17 protein-coding genes are annotated in these 20,922 nt (G+C 56.0%); 10 read left to right on the top strand and 7 right to left on the bottom strand.

What is annotated here, in order from left to right; translation table 11 throughout:
* Positions 1-17: 17 nt before the first annotated feature.
* Entirely contained in the window at positions 18-596 is a 579-nt protein-coding gene (locus AB4Z15_RS15580) for a DUF7255 family protein (RefSeq protein WP_442018002.1), read from the bottom strand.
* 239 nt (positions 597-835) lie between these two features.
* Here AB4Z15_RS15580 and AB4Z15_RS15575 point away from each other — a divergent pair, with 239 nt between their 5' ends.
* The 5 genes from AB4Z15_RS15575 to AB4Z15_RS15555 all read left to right on the top strand — a co-directional run bounded on the left by AB4Z15_RS15575 (position 836) and on the right by AB4Z15_RS15555 (position 8,009).
* Entirely contained in the window at positions 836-3,508 is a 2,673-nt protein-coding gene (locus AB4Z15_RS15575; protein ID WP_442018001.1) for a Z1 domain-containing protein, read from the top strand.
* An 83-nt stretch (positions 3,509-3,591) separates the two neighbouring features.
* Positions 3,592-4,497: a PD-(D/E)XK motif protein gene (locus tag AB4Z15_RS15570; protein ID WP_442018000.1), complete on the top strand. Its 906-nt coding sequence runs from the start codon at positions 3,592-3,594 to the stop codon at positions 4,495-4,497.
* A gap of 338 nt (positions 4,498-4,835) precedes the next feature.
* A complete protein-coding gene (locus AB4Z15_RS15565) occupies positions 4,836-6,335 on the top strand; it encodes a hypothetical protein (RefSeq protein WP_442017999.1) in 1,500 nt (499 codons plus the stop codon).
* 10 nt (positions 6,336-6,345) lie between these two features.
* Positions 6,346-7,206, top strand: a complete 861-nt coding sequence (locus tag AB4Z15_RS15560; protein WP_442017998.1) for a hypothetical protein — start codon at positions 6,346-6,348, stop codon at positions 7,204-7,206.
* On the top strand, positions 7,203-8,009 hold the full coding sequence (locus tag AB4Z15_RS15555) for a hypothetical protein (protein WP_442017997.1): 807 nt from the start codon (positions 7,203-7,205) through the stop codon (positions 8,007-8,009). The genes AB4Z15_RS15560 and AB4Z15_RS15555 overlap by 4 nt, the downstream gene beginning before the upstream one ends.
* Here the strand turns inward: AB4Z15_RS15555 and AB4Z15_RS15550 are convergent, their stop codons facing one another.
* On the bottom strand, positions 8,010-9,494 hold the full coding sequence (locus AB4Z15_RS15550; protein WP_442017996.1) for a DNA cytosine methyltransferase: 1,485 nt from the start codon (positions 9,492-9,494) through the stop codon (positions 8,010-8,012).
* Between the two features lie 638 nt (positions 9,495-10,132).
* Here AB4Z15_RS15550 and AB4Z15_RS15545 point away from each other — a divergent pair.
* The 5 genes from AB4Z15_RS15545 to AB4Z15_RS15525 all read left to right on the top strand — a co-directional run bounded on the left by AB4Z15_RS15545 (position 10,133) and on the right by AB4Z15_RS15525 (position 16,459).
* The gene (locus AB4Z15_RS15545) at positions 10,133-10,744 is read left to right on the top strand and encodes a dihydrofolate reductase family protein (protein ID WP_442017995.1); all 612 of its coding nucleotides are present in this window, start codon (positions 10,133-10,135) and stop codon (positions 10,742-10,744) included.
* A gap of 178 nt (positions 10,745-10,922) precedes the next feature.
* Positions 10,923-14,366: an FtsK/SpoIIIE domain-containing protein gene (locus AB4Z15_RS15540; protein WP_442017994.1), complete on the top strand. Its 3,444-nt coding sequence runs from the start codon at positions 10,923-10,925 to the stop codon at positions 14,364-14,366.
* A 912-nt stretch (positions 14,367-15,278) separates the two neighbouring features.
* On the top strand, positions 15,279-15,467 hold the full coding sequence (locus AB4Z15_RS15535) for a hypothetical protein (protein ID WP_442017993.1): 189 nt from the start codon (positions 15,279-15,281) through the stop codon (positions 15,465-15,467).
* A 24-nt stretch (positions 15,468-15,491) separates the two neighbouring features.
* Complete coding sequence (locus tag AB4Z15_RS15530) at positions 15,492-15,755, top strand: hypothetical protein (RefSeq protein WP_442017992.1); 264 nt, start codon at positions 15,492-15,494, stop codon at positions 15,753-15,755.
* Between the two features lie 182 nt (positions 15,756-15,937).
* On the top strand, positions 15,938-16,459 hold the full coding sequence (locus AB4Z15_RS15525) for a hypothetical protein (RefSeq protein WP_442017991.1): 522 nt from the start codon (positions 15,938-15,940) through the stop codon (positions 16,457-16,459).
* Positions 16,460-16,542: 83 nt separating this feature from the next.
* Here AB4Z15_RS15525 and AB4Z15_RS15520 read toward each other — a convergent pair whose 3' ends face one another.
* From AB4Z15_RS15520 to AB4Z15_RS15500, 5 genes are all read right to left on the bottom strand, one after another.
* Positions 16,543-17,295 carry an alpha/beta fold hydrolase gene (locus tag AB4Z15_RS15520; protein WP_442017990.1) on the bottom strand — a complete coding sequence of 251 codons (753 nt, stop codon included), beginning with the start codon at positions 17,293-17,295 and terminating at the stop codon, positions 16,543-16,545.
* Between the two features lie 44 nt (positions 17,296-17,339).
* Positions 17,340-18,581 (bottom strand): flavin-containing monooxygenase, encoded by a 1,242-nt coding sequence (locus tag AB4Z15_RS15515; protein ID WP_442017989.1) that lies wholly within the window; start codon positions 18,579-18,581, stop codon positions 17,340-17,342.
* A gap of 54 nt (positions 18,582-18,635) precedes the next feature.
* The gene (locus tag AB4Z15_RS15510; RefSeq protein ID WP_442018078.1) at positions 18,636-19,139 is read right to left on the bottom strand and encodes a cysteine peptidase family C39 domain-containing protein; all 504 of its coding nucleotides are present in this window, start codon (positions 19,137-19,139) and stop codon (positions 18,636-18,638) included.
* A gap of 399 nt (positions 19,140-19,538) precedes the next feature.
* Positions 19,539-20,411, bottom strand: coding sequence for an SDR family NAD(P)-dependent oxidoreductase (locus AB4Z15_RS15505; RefSeq protein WP_442017988.1), 873 nt, complete (start codon positions 20,409-20,411; stop codon positions 19,539-19,541).
* A gap of 57 nt (positions 20,412-20,468) precedes the next feature.
* Positions 20,469-20,834: a TfoX/Sxy family protein gene (locus tag AB4Z15_RS15500; protein WP_442017987.1), complete on the bottom strand. Its 366-nt coding sequence runs from the start codon at positions 20,832-20,834 to the stop codon at positions 20,469-20,471.
* Positions 20,835-20,922: the final 88 nt, after the last annotated feature.

Genomic DNA, 20,922 nt, shown 5'->3' with positions numbered 1-20,922 from the left:
GTGGGCGGGATTGAGTCTCAACATACGGCCTCCAGGATGCGCTCGCGATTACGGTCGAAGGCGACCTTGCCATTTCCCTCAGGTGCGGCAATGCGAATGAGGGGCGGGTGCCCCATGGCAGGCGTGGCGAGATCACGCAGTGCGTCGTAGTACGCGCGTTGTCGTTGCCTGCCGCCAATGCCGAAAGCCACGGCGGACTTTGCGTGCCTATATTTGTCTGCGGACGGAGCGTATTGCTTGCACAGCGACACATATTCGCGCACATCGAATCCGAGCGATGACGTCTCAGGGTAGAAGTCAAACGTCCGCATTCTAAAGCTAGTGAAGTGTTGCTTCTCGTCAACTTCGATCAAAGTCCCAGTGTCAACGTGAATGAAGTCGCCAGGGAGCGGCGTAGTCCGTTTGACGGATTGCTCGGCAGCGATACCTCCGAGCGATTCAAAAATCTGTCCCAGGGGAGGCGCCACAGCGGAGGCAGTGTCCGGTAGCCCAAAATGGCCACGCTGATTCAGCCACGGCCTCGTGTAACGGACAAGCTCGACACCATGCTTGCGTGCAGCGTCAACAAAGGCATTCTCACAATCCCCAACAGGCATGGGCTCATCATAAAGGGTCAGCGTTCACCGACACGGGAAAGGCCATGAGCCTCCGTAGGCCGTGGTGGACGGTTGTGGGCGTTGCAGCTAAGCCTCATGCCCTGGGTGTGCGATTCGGCGAACGGGTGCTTGGCAACCTCGGTGAGTAGGACTGAGAACATTGTGACTCTGTGATTAGCTGGCGATAGCATCAGATTTACACCCGCTTCTAGCAATGACATACCGAAAATGGGGACCAAATGGGGGCAACGCAGTACTCCGACAACGACGTCGACGCTATGGCCGATACGCTTGCCGCTTTGGTGGCAGGTGGGATGACGTTGCAGGGCGCACAGAGTGCTCTGGCCCATGCGCCTGAAGGTCTCGTGCACGCGGCTCGACTTACCTACGAAACGCGCCTGAACCTCATCAGGGAGATTCCGGACCCTGGCGTCTTGGCCGAGATCGAGCGGAAGAGAGGCTTCTGGTATCCAGGCCCTCGCCGCGAAGATGTTATCTGGCCGACCCTAAAAGCAAGGTTGCTCCAAGAGCTTCCGGAGACCGCAGTTGCGGGGGTGGATGCGGCATCCTCTAAAGTGATTGGCTTGGGCAGTCCTCCTGGAAAGGAAGTTATTAGAACCCGTGGCTTGGTTCTGGGCTATGTTCAGAGCGGTAAAACCACGAACTTCATGTCGGTGGTCGCTAAGGCTGCCGATGTGGGTTACAGGCTGATCATTGTTCTTACAGGAACCACTGAGAATCTGCGGACTCAAACCCAAGAAAGAATCAACGAATACCTGATAGATCCTTGTACTCCGCATGTGCATCCACTGACATCCATTGATGCTGACTTTAGTGCGACAACTACGGCTGATGCAATTCTAAATTCACAGGCGCTGCGTTCGATTGCCGTTGTCAAGAAGAATCCAGCCAGACTACGCCGATTGCACAAATGGATTAAGACAGCTTCGACGACAACACTTCAGAACTGCCCAATCCTAATTATCGATGATGAAGCGGATCAGGCATCCATTGATGTTGGAACATCACGGCAGTCCACGATCAATGGGTTGATTCGTGACCTTTTATCCAATCCTAAGGCTGCATATATCGCGTACACCGCAACACCCTTTGCAAACCTGCTGATCGATCCCAGCGTTGAGCAGGACCTATATCCCCGAGATTTTATCGTTGATTTACCCCGTCCGGAGAACTACTTTGGTGCAGAGCGGATCTTTGGTCAGATGGAAAGCGCCGATATAGATGATGCTGGTCTCGACGTCGTCAGAATGATGTCGGAGTCGGAGGTGGAATCCGTTCGACCACCGCGTGGCAAGGGCTTATTGGACGAGTGGGCGCCTGACGTCCCTGAAGCAATGGACTCGGCCATTCGGTGGTTTCTATTGGCCACAACGGCGCGTCGTCTTCGTGCAGGCAGGGTCACCCATTCGTCAATGCTCATACACACATCCATGTTGGCAGCCGCACACGAAAAGACTGCGGAGGCCGTTGTAGACCACTTGGATGCGCTGAGCTCCGAGCTCGCTAACGAGGAAAGTGCAGCCCAAGTCTTTCGCACGCTCTGGGATGCGGAGTCGGATCGAGTCGACGCCGCATCGTTCGGCAACAGGAATATATCCTTTGCTGAACTCCTTCCGCACCTGCTGGTGACCCTACGCGAGACGAAAGTTATTGTTGACAACTACCAATCTAATGACCGTTTAAAGTATGACAAGGAGCATCCACAAACTGCCATTGTGATTGGTGGTAACACCCTTTCCCGTGGGCTGACGCTCGAAGGTCTCATCTCGAGCTACTTTGTCCGTGCTTCGTCGGCTTACGACACTCTGTTACAGATGGGCCGTTGGTTTGGATATCGGGCCGGATATGAGGACCTCATACGTATTTGGATGAGTGCTGAACTTAAAAATTGGTTCTTGATGTTGTCCATTGTGGAAGCTGAGATCAGGCAAGAGATCAAAGTATATGAGGTTGAAGGCAAGACACCAGCCGAACTGCCGATAAAAATCCGTACGCATCCCCAGATGTCTGTTACCTCAGCAGCTAAGATGCGAGCAGCTGTTAAAGCTCAAGTTAGCTATTCTGGCCGTCGAGTTCAGACCATCATGTTCAAGGAAAATGATTCCAACTGGCTGCGAAATAATATCGCAGCTACAAGGCAGCTGTTTGAGCGGCTTATTTCCGAGGGGCATGTGGAGTCGGAGCTACCAGGGTCTCGACGTGGATTCATGGAGGTTACCGCGAGTAGTATTCTCAGCTATTTAGAATCCTATGAGATACACGATGCCGCAAAGTCGATCGACAAGGATGCCATAAGACGCTATATCCAAAAGGAACAAGCGGCCGGTGACTTGATGCGATGGAATGTGGTGATCATGGAACCGTTGAATGGTGAAGGTGAACTGAACCTGGGACTTGCGGGAAAAGTTCGGCTTCTGCGTCGTAAGAAGATGTATATTCCTAATAATGAGGGAACCGCCAACCTAAAGGCGATTGCTTCTACTTCCGACCGAATTGCAGACTTGGAAGTTGGTCTCGACTTGGTGCGTCAGTCGCTGGGAATGAAGGCCAGTGATCAGCTCTCTGACCGTCAGCTGCTTCAATACAGACAGCTGCGGGAGACCAACCGGGTCGGGTTGCTCTGCATATATCCCATTGCCAAAGAGTCAGATCCGAGTCGAGAGCCTGCTTCCTTGGAGCGGATCGAAAATGGCAGGGCACCTTTGTTCGCTGCTGACCACGTCATCGGTCTCTGCTTCATGTTCCCCGAGTCACGCAATCCCAAGTCCGCAGTGGATTATGTTGCCGCCCCAGTTGACGCGGGGTACCTCGAGACAGCGGAAGATGAGCTCAGAGCGGCAGATGAGCTGGATGAAGCTAAAGCCATCGAAGACGAGAAGGTGAAGTCATGAGAGAAACGTCTGGGTCGGTATTCGACTACTTGGCCAAAGACGTTTCGACATCGGGCAGGTTTCATTCGAGGAAGTCAGGCGTAGTGGCAGCAAATGGTGATGTTCTGCATGCTGTTGATACCGAAGGGCATCCAACAGTGCTGGTTCCGCTCGGTGAAACTAAGGACGGTCCTTTGGCGTGGCAGAGTAAGTCTCTACAATTGCAAACTTTGGAACTCACCGCCGACGAGACCCAGCTTCCGTTTGTCGTCCTGAGGTGCCTTGACCGCAACTTGAACCACCAGTTCGGTCTTTTGGTGGACGACATCCTGGATGCTATTGAGTTGGAACCAAGTCGGGCAGCTAACGCTGTAAGTGTTTCGCTACATCGATGGAGGAACCTGTTTGAAGTAGCGGTCGATGCGGTATTGGGAACAACGCAACTGTCGGGTCTGCTGGCGGAGTTGATATTTCTCGGAGACTTGGTGACGATACACGGTCCAACAGCCATCGCGGCATGGAAAGGGCCGGAAGGAAGCCGGCACGACTTCGTCTTCAAAGACTGTTCAGTGGAGGTTAAAGCCACCACCAATCATAACAATTTGGTGGTGACTATCCATGGCGGACGCCAGCTGTCTCTTCTTGAGTCTGGGAATCTATATTTGCGTGCCTTTCAACTCGAACCATCACCAAACGGGATTTCGGTTCCCGGGAAGATTGAACAACTTATCGCGTCGGGTGTTTCGCGAATCGCGCTCTTTACCGCGCTGCGGAGCATTCACTACTATGATGCGGATTCTTCAGCCTACGATAAAATTAGATTTCTAGTACTGTCGGAAAAGTCCTATCTGGTAAATGAGGACTTTCCGAGGATCGCTCCGGAGACCTTGGTCCCCGCTGGAATAATCGATCGCTTGAGCAATATTTCCTACTCCATTGATTTGGGACAATTCGAACACGTCGATCACGATGTGAGCACTGTTGCCCTAGCAAGCACGAGTGCACCATGACGCTCTCGCTTTACAGACAACAGTACGGAGCGGACGGTGGGCTCGATGCGCGCTCTGCTGACAATGCCATTGGTCGGACGTCGTTGGGGCTGTGGGACCTTGTATTGAGAGAGTCTCTACAGAACAGCTGGGATGCACGGACAGAAAAGACCGGACACATCTGCTACTCCGTAGATGAGTATGAGATGTCTGAAGACCAGACGAGTGTCTTGACCGAACAGGTCTTTGCTGAGTTGCCGCCCAAGTGTAGGTCAACGGGACTGCATCGGTTTATTCATTCCAAGCGAATTCGAGTCCTGGTGATCTCTGATTCAGGAACTAGAGGCTTGGGAGGTCCCGTGCGAGCGGATGTGTCAAGCGTCCATGGCGAACATCGCGACTTCGTGGACTTCATCCGAAATCTTGGACGTTCTACGTCGAAAGGTTTGGAAGGAGGAACTTACGGGCTTGGCAAAGGAGTGCTCTACCGGGCGAGCCAAGTAGGTTTGTGCCTGATCTATTCCCAAGCGCATCATAACGGGATACTTGAGCCGCGTCTGATTGGCGTCTCCGGCGGCGATGGGGATTACGACGACGGCGCTAGCCGGTACACGGGCCGTAACTGGTGGGGCGTTCCTGGTGAAGATGGGATTGTGGATCCTGTCGTGGGGCCGGATGCTCGACACCTGGCTGAACGTCTGGGCATGAGGATCCCGAAGGAAGATGCAACGGGGACCAGCATAATGGTCATTGCACCGGACTTCGATGGAGTCAAGAATGGACGAGAGCGAGTGACCGCTATTGCCGAGGCCGCCTTGAAATGGGCTTGGCCCCATGCCTTGGACCTTGGAAAAGGGCAGAATATTCGGTTTGAATTCACAGCTGATGGTGAAATTGTGCCAATGGCGGATCCTCTATCTCATCCGGTCTATCGTGAATTTGCGGCAGCATACATCGAAGCACGTCGACGCATCTTGGACCCTGGCCATGAGGGTAATTGGCAAACGGTGTTCACACCCATCCGGATGCAGCGCCCAAAGTTGACTTCCGGCCTCCTTACGCACCGGATAAGCACCACCCCAGTCTCAACAGGTTCAGAACTTGAAAACACGGTGGCCTTGCTAAGAGATCCAAGAATGGTCGTAAAATATCTTTCTGTCGCTGCCCAGCCAAATGGGATACCGGTGTTTGGCGTATTTGTCTCTACCCCTGGCATGAACGAGAAGTTTGCTTTATCCGAGCCTGTGACACACGATGATTGGGTCTACCAAAAGGCTGCGACGGAACGGAACGCGCCAAATCCTGTCAGAATCACATTGGACAGGATTCGTGAGACATTTCGTATCCTATCCGCCCAAGGCGCGAAAGCGGGCAGCGGGATTGCTTCCAAAGGCGCGGCCCGGGTCTCGGCCGCGTTGGGGAGTCTGCTCAGCGGGTTTTCGGGGACTGGAGCCGAGGAACAAGAAGCATCCAATACGGCCGGCGTGGCAGGAAGCAGGAGACCGAGAAAGGCGTCAATCCGCCAAATCGCTGATTCGTCACTAGATTTCCTAGGTACGGAAGTGGTTGCAAAATATCCGTTCTCACTAAGTGGGGGACGCCCTGGAAATATCGCAGAGGTTCGCGTTACGGCGCGGGTTGTCACTGAGTCTGGGGGCAACGAGTCGTCTAGCCCTGAACGGGCTGCAATGCCGCGCTTTGCAGGCTGGGTTACACCCGGTGGTCAGCGATCTTTGGAGGAAACCTTCCCTGTGACTGTGCCGAATGAGGACGTGATTATCGCGATGTTCACTCAGCCTGCCGACACCGCCATCCGCGTGACGGCCTCTGTGGAGGAGTTCGAAAATGCGGGGAGTTAGCCTAGGACACTTGACGCTGCCTGCTCATAGGATTTCCGAACTCTCATGGGAAATCCTGATCGGTGACGTCTCTTTAGGTGAAGACGAAATTCTGGCAAAGGACTGGACATATTATGACGATATCTTAGTCAAGTTTTCGTTTGAGCTGGATCTCGATGCCACCCAAGAGCAGTTGGGACTCGACCAAGCAGCGGTCTTAGGTGCGGTGATTGTGGCCCGTTCTACGGGTACGCCACTCATTGTTGCCTCTGACATACACGAGATTCGAAGCGGTCGTCAGCAGATCTATTTAGCTGTCCCTGGGCATCAAATTTCCGGAACGCTTTTCTTAGAGTTCCAAATCTCACTCCTTGAAGTTAACGTTTCAAGTAGCCCATTTGCCCCAAAGAAGCTGGGAAACACGGTTTTTGTGCATGGGCGAAAAATTGTTCTTGAAGGGACCGCGCCCCGACTTCCTATGCTGCCGGTAAGTTTTGCCGAACACGGGTTTACGGGATCAAGTAACGCACTCTGGTGGTTGCGACTGACGACTCATGATTTGGCAACGAGTGCCTCGGCGGCCATTTGGTTGTGGCTAAATTCCGATAATGACTATATCGCTCATATGCTTCAGGATTCCGAATCTGCCGAGGCGGAGACTTGGCTTCGTTTCCTCGAGATAGATTTTATGCGGCAATTGTTGCGCGAAGCGTTAACTTCCGAGGAGCTAAGTCTCGAAATGGACTACCCAGAAGAATCACTGGGACACGTATTGTCAACTGTCGTGCGCCTTGTAGGAGGGACCCTTGATCAGGTCCAGCAGCGTTACCGGGAGGATCCAGGACGGGTTGAGGCGGAGCTCCAAGCAAAGGTGAGCGGGAAATCGAAATGACCACATCAGGTGCACTCTTGTGCTACCCACGCATGCCCCTGCACGATGCTGCGCGCTCTTGGGAGCTGCTTCGCACCCAGAGTCTGTCCGAAATTTCGATAGCACTTGATCTCGATGTTGGGACCGCGCAGTATTATCCGCTGGCTAGGCAGCGTGCGGGCTCGTCCGAACTCCACAATCTCCGGACAAAGATACTGGGCATAGCCGGAGAATTCGGCTTCCCATCGAAGGTTAGCAATAAGGTTTTGGTCGAGTTTGACCGGACCGTCGGTCCGGAGATTCACGCTCAGATGGCAATTATGCCCGCGGACGCCTCTTCGATTGATGTCTGGAATTTCTTTAACGCTGCCGTCGTGCCTGATATAGTGCTTTGGCGCTATGGACAGTTCAGTGCGGAATCTCGGCGTTGGATGATTTCCGAAGACCGGTTGTTCGACTTTACGAGAACAACTATCGGTCGCTTGTGGTGGAGAGTTCATCTGTTGGGTCCTGAGTTGGCCGGTGAACTCGGAGAAGACGAGGTTGTTAACCTTTTGGAAAAGCCTCGAATAGGGGGCTACCCCTTGCTAGCAAGATCAATGGGTAGGCAATTGTTAGCGGTTACGGCTGCCGCAAAGACCGGACGGCGAATGGATCTTTTTCGCGATGCGACTAAGCGCCTGCTCAGGCAGATGGCTGTTCAGTCCGTTTTTGTTATGACCCCTGAACAGATTGACGTATTTGTGGCATCTCTATTTAGCGATTCCGCAGAAGCTTTGGGAATTTCCGACATGACATCTGGAGGTGGACCCGCACACGGTTGATTACGACAATAGGTCAGCCACGGCGGTGCCAATTTTGAAGGCCAACAGCGGAGGTACAGCGTTCCCGACTTGGGTGTATTGCTGTGTTCGATTCCCAACGAAAAAGTAATTGTCTGGAAATGTTTGCAGTCGCGCTGCTTCTCTGACGGTTAAGCTGCGCATCTGGTTCGGGTCAGGGTGGATGTAGTAGTGCCCATCTTTGGCGATATGCGAGACGATCGTTGTGGAGGGTTTGTTCCATACCTGGACGCGGAACCGATCTTCGAAAGGCATGGAAGCAGATTCCACGTTTTTGTGATTGGGCCAGTAATTCCGAGGTAGTTGCCGCACCTTGGGGCTATCGGCGAGCGACTGAGCCAGGCCACTAAGCAAGTAGTAGCGTTCCAAGTCTTCAATCATGTGCCCACGAGCTTCATGCTGGAGAGTTGCCGAACCGGACCTTTCGGAAATCCATTCGTGGTATGTCTTTGCCGAAATGTTCGACATAATGTCGTCATTGAGCACGGCTGCCGAGGACGAAGACAATGTGTCCAATTTAGTATTGGGCCTGAAGGAGGGCGCTTCTGTCAGAATGCCCTTCTTTCCGCGTTCGTGAATGCTCCGTCGAACTTCGGCCCAGAGCTGACCTCCGGGGTCCGCTGTCCTTGAAACCGAGGAACGGATCCTCGGCAAGTTACCAATTGCCTCTGCGACAGTCACCGGAAGCGATTTTTCCAAGACCGCGGGAGCGCCAAGATTAAGATCCGTCCTTATCCCCACAATAATCACGCGGTGGCGTTTCTGTGGGATTCCGAAGTCTTCGGCTCGAATTATGAAATCTTGCGGCCCTGGACCGTCGGGGCCGGTCTCGACCACCATGGAGTGGAGCGTGTAGTTGAGGTCCTCCGATGGGCTAGTAAGATCTTTGCGAATCAGCTCAAACATCTTGTTTCCACCATTCGTAGCGGACAACAGACCCTTGACGTTTTCCATTACGTATATGGCCGGCTTGAAGCGCTGGATGATGTGGAGATATTCCCTATAGAGGAAGTGCTTGTGGTCGTTCTCAAATTCGAGGTCATTTGTACGCCGCGACCGTCCCGCAAGTGAATACGCTTGGCATGGTGGGCCTCCGATCAAAACCCAGGTCGAGGAATTTTCGCCGAGTGCCTCTTGAATGATTTGATCGGACTCCGCGCGTGACTTCTCCGAGAGCTCGAACTTGCGAACTTCCTTTTGAGCTGCTTGATACGCTGACGCAAAACGGGCGTCGTCATGTAGCTGGGCAAGGGACCGCTTCCCATCAAGAAACTCTTTGTAAACCGGGGGAAGACCGCCATCGGAGTGAAGTAGGTGACGATATGCCGCCCGGAGTGTCAGGGTTCGGACAGCCGATTCTTCCATCTCGATGGATAGGGCTGTCTTGAAGACTGGCTTGTTGGTTGTTGCGTCCAACACGTTGGAGAAGCCTTCGTTGAGCCCTCCTGGCCCTGCAAAAATGTCCACTACCGGAATCAAACTGGCCTCCACCCGAAACTGCCGACGATACAGGTTACCAGGTTACAGCGGGATTTGACGGCGTCTTCTTCATTCCTGAGCAGACCCTGGGCTCTGGAGCATAACCTGCCTAGTTTGTTCGGGCTCGCCGGTGTCTCGGCCGCAATCGTCTTGGGCGCCCAGGTTATCAATGCAGGGGGTGGAAACTTGCCTTTCGTCGGCTTTGGGGCAAGGACATGGCAGGCGTTCTCGGCTCGGAGCCAAGTAGGCAGGTTTGCCTTCGCCCTTCATCCGCTCCGTGGCTGTGGCGTTTCGTGCGGTCTCGGTTCGCTTCAGATATCGACTGTGACGAGGCTTACGCCTCGAGTAAACGAATGTCATTCATTTATTGCTGTGAGTGGATTCTTCTTCACTGTTAGCGAAGGGCTTGCAATCCCTGACCTGCGGGTTCCGGATGCCGGCGCCACAGTTGGAGCTCCGGGAAGTTTAGAGACTGCTCCGACCAGACGTTTGGTGGGGTCACAGCGGCAGGTGGGGTCGCCGTCGTCGATGTTCTCCGTTGGCCGTTGCTTCGCAAGGCATCCTGTGGAAGCCTCGGAGTGATCCCGTCGCCGGGGTGACGACGGGCAGACGAGAAGGAGCCCGGCATGGGACTCATCCAGATCGACCTGTTCACCACGCTAGACGGCGTCGCGCAAGCGCCGGGGGGACCCGAAGAGGACCCGGCCGATGGATTCGCGTTTGGCGGTTGGCAGGCGCCTCTGTTCGACGACGCGGTCGGCGAACAGGTCGAATCCGGGATGGTGGGAATGGACGCACTGCTTCTTGGGCGCCGGACCTACGACATCTTTGCCGGGTACTGGCCGTACCAGGACGGGGGCATAGCGCAGTTGTTCAACCGGATTCCGAAATACGTGGCCTCCCGCCAGGCGCTGAACCTTGAGTGGGATGGCTCGTCTCAGCTCGGTCCTGATGTGGTGGCTGCCTTGCAGGTTCTGCGTGACAAGCATGAGCACATACACGTCATCGGCAGTCTCGACTTCGTGCAGACCCTGTTCGCCGAGCGGCTCTTCGATCGGCTCACGCTTTGGGTGTATCCGATCCTCCTCGGGGGCGGGAAGAAGGTCTTCGCCGATGGGGTGATTCCGACGAACCTACGACTCATTGAGCCGGTGGTCGCCTCGCCGAAGGGTGCCGTGATGCAGCGCTACGCTTTGGTTGAGGGGACGCCTGGGGTAGGGGATATGACCGCGCTATAGACCTTCTTTCGCCCAGTTCAATCGGTGGGGCTGGTCTCCTCAGATTCCGTGCCTTGATTCCGGCTGTCTCCGAAAATCTGAACTCGTAATATGAGGACTCTAAGCCGAATGCGGACGCCCGGCACATATGCTACCCCTAGCTCTACAAGCGGCTTTTGACACTGCCAGGGGGACTCGAGTGCAGCAAGTGATTCGCATCGTTGACGCAGGTGTTCGTAAGAGTGAAATTGAACAACGCCTGCAAGAGGCGCTGAACATTTCCGCAGACGAAGCAAGAAGCCTTAGCAGCGGCCAGTACGTGTGGTGCGGAGGCCTAACTCCTTCTCTGGAGGAATTCATAAGTGAGCTTCGTGGGCTGGCATCCAAGGTTATAGTCGGGCGAAGATCCAATATCCCTGAGGACTCCTCTGCTGTGGTTGCTTTGTCTCAGCTCGGCGATTACATCCTGGAAGATTTGTGGGCCAAGTACGCGGCTGAGGTGGAAGTTTCGGCCATTGCATCCGTGAGGAAACTCAACGATTCTATTGGCGTCCGTTGGGTTAGTCCCCAGCAAGAGATCGACGTGCAAGTCGACGAGTACAGAGCTCTGGAGCAACAACTCAGGGAAGCACGCAGGAGACTACTAGATTCGTTGAAGCCCCGGGGCATTACCGTGGATGACCTTCGAGGCGGTTCCCCTGGTCCCGCAATCAGTCCGTTGGAATGGATGCTTCAAGCAGACGAAGTCGCTGATCGGGCAGACGCCAAGAGAATTCCGTTCTTTCAGATCAAACGGCTTGAAGATATAAAGGAGTTTACTCAGGCAGGACGGTCTGTTCTGGCTCCGTTCGAATCCGTAGTGGAGAAGCTACAAAAAAAGCGTGACGCCAAGCTCGACGAAATCAACAAACGAGCATTCAAAATGTGGATGGACCGATCTAAAAGGGACTTGACGGATGGCACGCTCGGTCTAGATTCTTTTGCGCTTTCGTTGGGTCCCGGTCCACTGCAGGGGAAACCTCGCTGGCTTGGCGGAGCGGTATCAGCGGGTGACATAGACTCGCCTCGCGTCTATGTCGGCGAGAATACTCTTTCGGCTCATACATTTACTGCCAGCCACGTCGCGGCAGACAGCTCAAAGTCTGCCTCTACACAGACGATCGCCATAGAGCATAACCCAGCTCTCTTTCACTACCCCGTGGTTGTTGACTTGGATGCTGCCGGCGGCTTCGTAACGGATCAGCGGAACGCCATTGAATCATCCGTTCTTCAGCTTTTGGATACCGTGGACGCCGGGATGCTTCGTATTGACGGTGTGGATCCTGTAGGCCTCGGGAAGTCACTTGATTTTCTTTATGGCCTTAATGACGCTGGGGATCACATTCTCGGAGATGCGATTTGGACGACCTCGGATCAGGTTTCGAAGCTACTGATCGAGATCGAAAAGCATGTCACGTTTGTGACGCAAAAGTATCTTCAGGGTCAGCACTCCAGTCTCACGGAATACAATATTGCCGCAGGAGAAGTGGCTGAACCGTACAGAGTTGTCCTCCTCTATGACTTCCCCAAAATGTTCACGCGGGACGGTCGCTCCTTCGACCAAGAGGCTTTGTCCCGCTTGCAGCGTCTCGCATCCGTGGGACGCCGTGCTGGCGTCTTCTTTTTCGTCGAGACCCCCGCTCACGAACGAACACAGTCTGCCCTTGCCGGGCTACCAAATCTGTATGCAACATCAGCTTTTGATGCCCCACTGCATGTGCCCGATTCGCTGTTCCTCAAGGACATCAAACTAACCTGGCGTCTCACGTTCCCTGCAGAGCCGACGAGTACCGTCCGCGAAGAGATATGCGCCAAAGTTCTCCGGGGCTTGGCATCTCAGACTGAAGCCCGGGTCCTTCCCGAGACGGTTGTAGAAATTGCGATGCGGCGGGACGCACTGTCCGCCCAACGGGGCTTAGGCGTCTCTGAAGGGATCGCGATGCCAAATGATCCTGGAACATGGTGGGCGGCTTCCTCCGCAAACGGAGTCGAGAGTCGCTTTGGACGAATGGGATCCTCCGGCGTTGCGAACCTCATCTTCAATTCCAAGATGGAATCCTCCGCACTCATAGGCGGTCAAACGGGTTCTGGAAAATCGTCTCTTTTTCACGCCCTGATTCTCGACCTTGTGCTCAACTACGACCCATCGGAGCTTGAGCTTTACCTTGTGGATCTCAAAGAAGGAGTTGAGTTCAAGCAGTACGCCGAATCGAAGCTTCCACATGCGCGAGCAGTAGCGATTGAAAGCAGCCGGGAGTTCGCTGTCAGTGTCTTGTTGGAGCTCGAAGCCGAGATTCAAAGGCGGGGCGCCAAGTTCAAAGCACAGGGTGGATCGGTGGTTGATGTGACGGGCTATCGCCGCGCCACGGGTCAACCAATGCCCCGTATCGTTCTCATGATCGATGAGTTCCACAAGTTGTTGATGCAGGAAGACGCAGTACGACGTGAGGGCGAGCGACTTCTTGAGCGCGTTATTAAGGAAGGCCGCGCTTTTGGCATTCACGTAGTCCTGGGATCGCAAACTATCGCCTTGGTCGGCTCAGCTTTCCGGAGCCTTGCAGATCAGATCTTCTACAGGCTGGTCCTTTCGAGTTCGGAAGCCGACTCAAGGCTCCTTCTCGGTGAGGGCAACCCCGACGCTCAGCTCCTGACACGCCCAGGCGAGGGAATCCTCAATACGAAAAATGGGCTGCGTGAGGGAAATGATCGCTTTCAGGCAAGCTATTGGGATCCGAAGCGTCGGCACGAGGTCCTTGAAGACCTTCGCTCCCGCGCAAACAAGGGCGGTTGGGTAAAGCGTGAGCCAATTGTCTTTGAGGGTTCCGAACCACAGTCCATTGAAAGCCTTGATGCCCAGCTCCTTGGACGGAGTGATCCACATAAGGAGTTGGCCGTCATGGTGGGAGCTCCGATGTCACTGGAAGGTCCTTTTAGCGTGACGTTAGATCGTTCGCCTGGCCGAAGCCTGCTTGTCGTCGACGATCAAGGACTGCACACGCTCATGGCAATAGCCGTGGATTTAGCGGCAGCTGGCGTCACGACGACGTTCGTCGATTTCGGTGTCTTTGATGCTGCGTCCGAACCGCTCAAGGACGCAATGTCTCCGGCGGTCTCCTTGGTCAGTCCACGCGGACTCCCGGGAACGATGTCTCAACTCACAGAACTGCTGGAGCAGCGAATCCAGCGAAGCGACTACGCGGCGCCGGCACATGTGGTGATGCTGGCGGGAATTCAACGGGCCCGCGAACTGGCAAGCGATCTTTACACCCTGAGCGATAGTTCTTCGGCAACTCAACTTCAACGAATCCTTACGGAAGGCCCCGAGTTCGGGGTCCATGTCATCGCACTTGCTGATAGGCCAGCCAGCGTCGACAGAAGGCTGACTTCAGCAATGATTCGCGAGTTTGGCATCAAGATCGTTGGCACGATGGGAGCGGATGATTCACGCCGGCTAGTGGACAGCGACTGCGGAGCGCGTTTGAAAGCTTCTGAGGTCTACTTTGATGACTATGACCGGGTTATCAACAAGACACTCCGCCGGTTCGAAGTAAAGAATCCCGAGTGGATCTCGGCTGCAGTGGAGCGGGACAGTGTCAACGGCTGATGTCACCATCGAAGCAGTCGATGCAGTTTCGCGGGACCTTCATAAGTATCGTGATCTCACCTACCAAATAAGGCATGAATACAGTGCCGCGTCGAGAACGATTCTGGATTTTGTTGATGATGTCATTCGGGATCGCTCTCGAGCCGCGGCCAGCAGCAAAGCAGAATTGGAGCTTGCTGTTGACGCTGAGCGGAGTGCAAATGAATCCGAAGCGCCGCCCTTGTATCGCCCTGACGTCAACGGTGCACTCCACCGGCTTAACCAAGCCGAAAGCGCATTGGATCGGGCCAGAAGAGTCCGAGACGCAGTATTAGTTCAGTTTCGTGAGTGCGAACGGGCGATCGCAGCGAACGCGTCTGCAGTCGAGGCAATAAGCGATGCAGCGAGACGACTTCTCAGCCAAAAGCGTGAGGCGCTGGAAGAGTACTGGGCGGGGCAAGGTAACGTCCACGGTAGAGGGCCGACTGGGAGCGCTGCCCCGGCCCCAACCCCACAGCTGGACAAAAGGACATCGGGGATCGTTCTTCCAGGGCTCCCGCCCCAAATTCAGCTCATACCGGTAGCGGATATCGACGACTCCGATTCGCACGTTACTGGCCCCGAAAGCTTTGGAAAGGGCTACTCACCTGCCGATCTTCGATGGGCTCACGATGCCCTTCATGAGGTGGTTTTGCCAACGCTGGCCAGCGGTGGAACGATCGAGGATCTTCGGGCTCGGGATGTGACTGAGGGAAGAATGGGGGTGCGGTCCTACGCGGATACATACTCTGGTTTCTTCGGAGACTCGGCCATCCATTTGAGCTCGGACCTCAAGGTGTCAAACGGATACCACCGGATTTGGGTGGCCAAACAAATGGGCTTATCGCATGTACCCGCGGTGATCAAATAATGGGTTACCTCGAACGACCGCTGATGCAACTGAGCGAAGTTGTCCGCGTCCGCCAAACGTCCGAAAACCAAGCCAAGATCTTGTGGCGCGACGTCGTGTACACGTATCTGGAAGATCGCCATCTCCGGGTGCTCTCCGTCGAGGAGGAAGCTCTGCGAGTGACACTTCAGAATGCCGAAAGTGCAATTTCCAGTGCCTTGAACAACTTGTAAATCTATCGAACGGGAGGTCACACCATGGCAAGAGTCAATGCTGATCCGGAATCACTAAGGGCACTTCGTGATGCACTGAGGCGGGGTCAGGAAGATATAAGCCGCGCCGTTGAGGGAATGCGCGGATCATTTAAATCTGCTCAATGGAACGATGACCGACGGACCCAGTTCGAACGTGAACTCGAAGGTTTCCTGAGCTCCGTGACGGCTTTCTCGAAGGAGGCCGACGAGCTCAAGGAATATCTGTCTCGAAAGGCTGACGACCTCGACCGCTACTTGGGCCGGTAACCGGTATGGCAACGTCCATCGATGACAGAATCGCAGAATTAAAGCGCGAAGCCTCGGGGCGCCGAGGAAGAGATAAGGGATTCATCGTTCTGACCGTAGGCCTCTGCGCAACGGTTCTGGTCCCATGGCTGCTCGGCAAATTCGTGCTCCGCGATTCTTTCTTTCGAGGTAGAGGATCTGGCGTGTATGACGTCAAAGTCCGTGAAGATGGACTTTACTTCATGTCCGATTGGCTCATGGGTTGCGCCATATTTTCTATCTTGCTGGGCCTGTTCCTCATTCTCAGGCCGTGGTCACTCCGGATCGGCTCCGTGCTCTTCGGCGTTCTTGCGATAGGGGCCGCAGTAGCATTTTTCATACCAACCAGCCAGGGGGCTTGGACTTCGGCGGAAGAGACGTCCGCGTTGTCACTCAGGACAACTCCGTACCCGTTCAGTAGCTCGTTTCATACTTGTGGCAGTGAAACTCTTCTAGTTGAAGGAACACTTTGGCAAGTACATGAAGCGCAGCGGGCAGGTACGGCCTCGTCGGGCTGTAACAGGCTGGCCATCTACAGCGGCTGGGAAAGCAAAGGCAGGGTCGACCTGGTAGAGGGCGAAGTGATCAACGACATTGTTGTCACGCCCGAGGGTGCAGTTTCTGTAACTACTCAGTCGGGCAACAACGCGATGAATTTCAGCATCTTCGAGCCACCCAAGTCCTGACTTTGTTTGACATGGAGGTGACATGTCTTGGGACGAGGGCCCTGATGCCGCTAGTGCGGCATGTCTGCAGCTAAGCACATGTACTAGGCCCTGTTCCAGTGTTCCTTCAGAACAGCAGCGAGCCGTTCGGGTTCGATCCGATGCGGGGGATCGAAGTGGTGACGATCCTCAAACACCTCCACGCGATAATCCGGGAAAACCTGGGACAGTCGATCTGCGATGTCCCCGTATTGGTCCGGATTGCTTAGTCCTCCGAGCACGAAAAGGACTGGTTTTGCGAACGCGCTAAGCTGCTCGCGGTCCAGGTGATACTTCTCGAAATCATGCAGGAATGCTCGAATTCCGGCAGGTCGCTTGGCCATCCACGGCGGCGGGTCGCCCGCCGGTGGAGGCGGAAGGACGACGTCGGGTCTTACCGCCAGCCTCGTGAAGGCCTCCATGAACTGATTTGGCGGCAGCGACTCGAGTTCTTCAATCCGCTTCCAGAATCGGGAGTGTTCCTTGCTCCAATCCCAGTCTCCCGCCCAGGCAGGCTCCAAGAGGGTCAGGCTGAGCAAACGCCCGGGGTGCTTGGCGGCGAAAGCGAGGGCCGCGGCTCCACCACCCGAGTAGCCGACAAGGTGGAACGTGTCCCACTGTTTGGCATCTGCCTCGCGTAGGACTCCTTCGACCTCGGTATCTAGGGACCAACCGGGTGGCGGCTCGTCGGCCTCGTAGAGGTCCAGGTCCTTCGCAAACGCGTCCACGTCAGGGCCCAGCGCTTTAATGAGGTCGGTGTAGGCGGGCGCAGCAGGAAGGACGCTGCCTGGAAGGAAGAACGCACGGATTGCTCCCATGGGTGAACCATACGCCTGGGGAGGGGCTAGGGGGAGAGGCCCGCTCAGGCCCCAGCAATCCTGCCCGCCACGTACTCCGCATCCAGGCCCACCCCGCCGACGATCGACGAGTAGTGTCGCGTGAGCCAGGGCAGGCCCACCGTGTACAGGCCAGGGAGTTCCATGACACCGCGCGAGTGCCGCGGGTAGCCCCATTCATCCAGCACGGGCATGTCGATGAAGCTCAGGTCGAGCTTGTAGCCGGTGGCCCACAGGACGGACGTGATGTTCGCTTCGGCAAGGTTCAGCTTGGCTGGTTCTGCGGGCAGCCAGTCGTCCTCGGGCTCCGGTGGTTGCTCCGGGGCTTCGATGCCAGCCGCCGCGATGTACGCCTCGATCGCGCGCCCGGAGCGCTGCGTGAACGTTGACTCGACTGTTGCGAGCCGTTCGGGCAGGTCGTCGGTGAACGTGATGACGCCGTCGTCGATGTTTTCCAGATGGCCGTGCAGGTGCATGCCCCGGCGGCCGAGCTCGCGGAGGTGGATGTTGTGGCCGCCGTCTGTACCGGAGAGCAGCGGGTTGCAGGCGAAACGGGCCGCGGGAGAGGGGAGTCCCTCGCGGGTGAGGGCGTTGATGCCGTAGTCCGGCCCGTGTTTGCCGACTTCCAGCAGCCAGTAGATGAGGTCGTGGCCGCGGTAACGGCGCGGCGCTTCAGGACACGTGGAGACGGCCAGGTGGACTTCGCGACCGGCCGCGTGCAGCTCCTCGGCGATCTGCCCGCCCGACTGCCCGGTCCCGACAATCAGCACAGCGCCATCGGGCAACTGCTGGGGGTTGCGGTACTCGTGCGTGTGGAGCTGGAAGACGTTCTGCGGGAGGTTGCCCGCCGCGGCGGGAAGCTTGGGTACCTGATAGGCGCCCGTCGCCAGGACGACGTTGCGTGCCTGCAAGTGTCCGAGCGACGTCTCGATGGTGAACCCATCCGCTGCGGCCGCCAGCCGCGTCACCTCGACGCCGGTGCGAACCGGAGCGTTGATAACTTCCGCGTACTTTCTGAAGAGATTCACCGCAGCGATCCGCGGTATGAACGCGTCCGGTTCCTCACCGGAATACGGCATCCCCGGCAGGCCCAGCGCAAGGTTCGGCGTGTTCATGTAGAACCCATCCCAGCGGTCCTGGAACGCGCCTCCCAGCGAGTCCCGCCGTTCCAGGATTTGATGCTCGACGCCGGCCTGGGTCAGCCAGTAGCTCGTCGCGAGTCCTGCTTGGCCTGCGCCGATGATGACCGTTTCCGGGGTGCGTCCCATGGGGTGGATCCTACGCTTGGCAGGTCCTCTCCGGTACGTATTTGCCCATGGCAGTTAGGCACTTCGAATGTGAATCGCGCGTCCCGAGAAATGGGCCCAAAAAGTCTGCAGGTCGACGCGAATATCGCAACCATCTGTCGGGTGCCGGCTGGATGGTCGATGGACTCGGATGTGGCCAGAACTGCTTATCCCCGCGATTACAGCGAGGTGGCCTGACTGACCGTCAGATTCGAAGGATGGGCTGATAGAGACAACTAGTATCCCCGGCCCACGCACGGCCTGGATGAAGTCTTCTGTCGAGGCTAGCTGAACGAGGTCGCCCTCCAGGCCGTTCCTTTTGGCGTGGCGGGCGAGCCCATAGTGGTTCCAACCGGATTGCTCGGTGTACGAGCTGTCTCGAAGTAATTCTTCGGTGATGACAGCAGGAGAGATTTGAAGGCTTGGCACGAGATGGGCGTACACCATGCGCAGACAAGCAACCCCGCAAGATCTTGTATCCCAGAACGCCGCAGTCTCGAAGCTGGGGTAGCCAAGCTGGCGCCAATCATGGCTGACCATGGAACTGAAGAACGGCATGCTTTTCCTCATCCAGCCAAGCCATTCTGACTTAATGCAAGCCGACATAGAAGAATCGTAGTTAACACGGAGTCCCCAATCATTCGTAGGCCTGGAGGCCATCCGCTCCCAAGATTCAGGAAACTACAACAATTGGATTATTGTCAATGAATCGACCATTTACCCGATATTGAGTATCGAAATGCCGCCCTTTATGCGTCAGTTGAAGAAATATCGAGATTTGGCATCACTATTCCCTGGGTCCCGACACATTGTTTGGGGGCTTCTATTCCCGGCCTAGGGACCACTTTCGTTTCACAAACGAACCCCGTTCCGGTCTCATCTCATCCTGCTGGACTTCGACTGCGGGAGGTCAGTAGGCGCTAGGTTTTGGCCGTCGGGTCACAGAATTTTGGACAGTCGCTCGCATTCTTCCCACAGCCGCTTCCGGGCGTCGGGATCAGAGCCCATGCCCGGCGTCGGCAGTTCCTTGCGTTTCGCCCAGAGCTTGCCGGAGACTGCCGCAGCGTCCGGTGAGGTGGCCAGCCACACGGCCGTATCGGCTGCCTTCTCCGCAGGCTTGCCGAAGGTGTTTGTCATCCAGCGGAAGGGGCCGCCAACGTCCTGCAGAAGACCGGTGTGCTTGACCAGGCCGGGATGTACTGCGTTGACGACCACGTTGGATCCGCGAAGGCGCTCCGCGAACTCCTGGGTCAACAAAACCCGGCCGAGCATCGTTGGCGGGGTTGAGCGCAGGTAACTGTAACCGCCCTTCGCAGTTTGAAGGTCGTCGAAATCGATCTTGGTGACCGAGGGGCCGCCCGAATACTTGGAAGCGATGTTTACGACCCGCGATGGCTGACCCTCATCCCTGGTCGCGCCGCGCTTGAGTGCATCCAGGAGCAGATTCGTGAGAAGGAAGTAGCCCATCACGTTGGTAGCGAACGTGACCTCGAGGCCATCTGCGGTCGTGTGGCGTTCCTTGCGGAAAACGCCGGCCGCGTTGACGAGCACGTGAAGCTCGTCGTGGCGGGAAAGGAACTCCTCAGCGGCCGAGCGAATTGACGCTTGGTTTGAGAGATCGCAGGCAAGAGGCTCCACGATCGCGCCCGGGACTGCGGCGCGGATGTCGCGCATAGCCTCCTCTGCCCGTGCTTCTGTCCGTCCAACCACGACGACGGTGGCACCTTCGCGGGCCAGCGCAGTAGCGATGGCCTTGGCAAGACCACCCGTAGCGCCGGTTACCAGCGCGGTTCGTCCATTCATCGAGGGCATGGCTTGATCTCAGCACGAAACGGCATGTTTGGCGAGGGTCCGGGAAGGGTGAGGTCTCTAGTTCTTGGAAGGCCGTGCTTTGGGTTTCTTGGGTGGGAGCCCGGCCACGTAATCGAATGCTTTGGCCACCCATGGTTCGGCCTTCTCAGCGTTATCGTTCCAAGCTTCCGGAAGACCGGTGTATCCGCCCATGGGACGTTCTTCAGGACCAAAGGGCTGAGTCTCATGATCAGCCTCGAGCTCGGCCTTATCAGCCTCGGAAAGACGGACGCCGATGGTGGGGCCGAACAGTCCAGCAAACATGTTGCCATTCACGAACGCGCCAAGATTGCCGAACATCGGCTTGACGACGACATCGGGATGATCGGGCAGCACAGAACGGAAGCGTTCCTTATCGGCGTCCGAGGGCTTGGGCATCTGCATTTGCTTGTCCTCCTAGGTTGTACCGCCATGGCACCTGTACGCAGAGCATGACAAGCAGTCCGGAAACCAGCAAGGGGGCCTGCCTCCT

This window comes from Paenarthrobacter sp. 2TAF44, from assembly GCF_052114885.1.
GTDB lineage: Bacteria > Actinomycetota > Actinomycetes > Actinomycetales > Micrococcaceae > Arthrobacter.
This window is presented reverse-complemented; position numbering and strand designations above follow the sequence as displayed.